Raw genomic sequence first — 653 nt, forward strand, 5'->3', positions numbered from 1 at the left:
CCATCTTTCGTCGCTTTGGCAACTTCGAGCGCAGCTGCAACTGTTCTTCGCAATACAACCGGTACGCCTGGTTCCGGCCTAACTGCCAGCCTTCCCGGCGCAGCAGTACATGGACACGACGATACCCGTAACGCACACGCGTATAGGCGATCTCGCGCATACGTGAGCGCAGCTCCGGACGCGGATCTTTGACGCTTCTGTAGTACTGAACGCTGCGCGGTTGCTTCACGAGCCGACAGGCCCGCCTCATCGTCAATCCGTAGTGGCTCACCACGTAATCCACCACGTCTCTCCTCAGCGCGGGCCGGGCCACTTTTTTGATGCCACGTCCTGCAGGATGGCCTTGTCCAGGCTTAGTTCGGCGACCAGCTTCTTCAGCCGCGCGTTCTCTTCCTGCAGCTGCTTAAGTTCGCGTACCTGATCCGACTGCATGCCGGCGTATTGCTTCTTCCACCGATAGAACGTCTGTTCCGAAATACCGACCTGCCGGATTACATCGGCCACAGGCATGCCCAGCTCGGCTTGCTTCAGCACCGCCACAATCTGTTCGATCGAAAAGCGTTTCCGTTTCATGACAAACCACCTCCTGGTTCAGGGTGAAGTTTGCCGCAAAACTCACTCTCTAATCGGTCCAGGATTCCTAAAGCGGATCA

1 pseudogene is annotated in these 653 nt (G+C 57.1%); it reads right to left on the reverse strand.

Features of this window, described 5'->3' with window-relative positions:
* A pseudogene (locus ACNQQL_RS36025) lies at positions 1-573 on the reverse strand (transposase); the annotation flags it as partial.
* Positions 574-653 lie beyond the last annotated feature (80 nt).

This window comes from Burkholderia sp. LFS061, assembly GCF_047978125.1.
In the GTDB taxonomy this organism is placed as follows: domain Bacteria; phylum Pseudomonadota; class Gammaproteobacteria; order Burkholderiales; family Burkholderiaceae; genus Burkholderia; species Burkholderia pyrrocinia_C.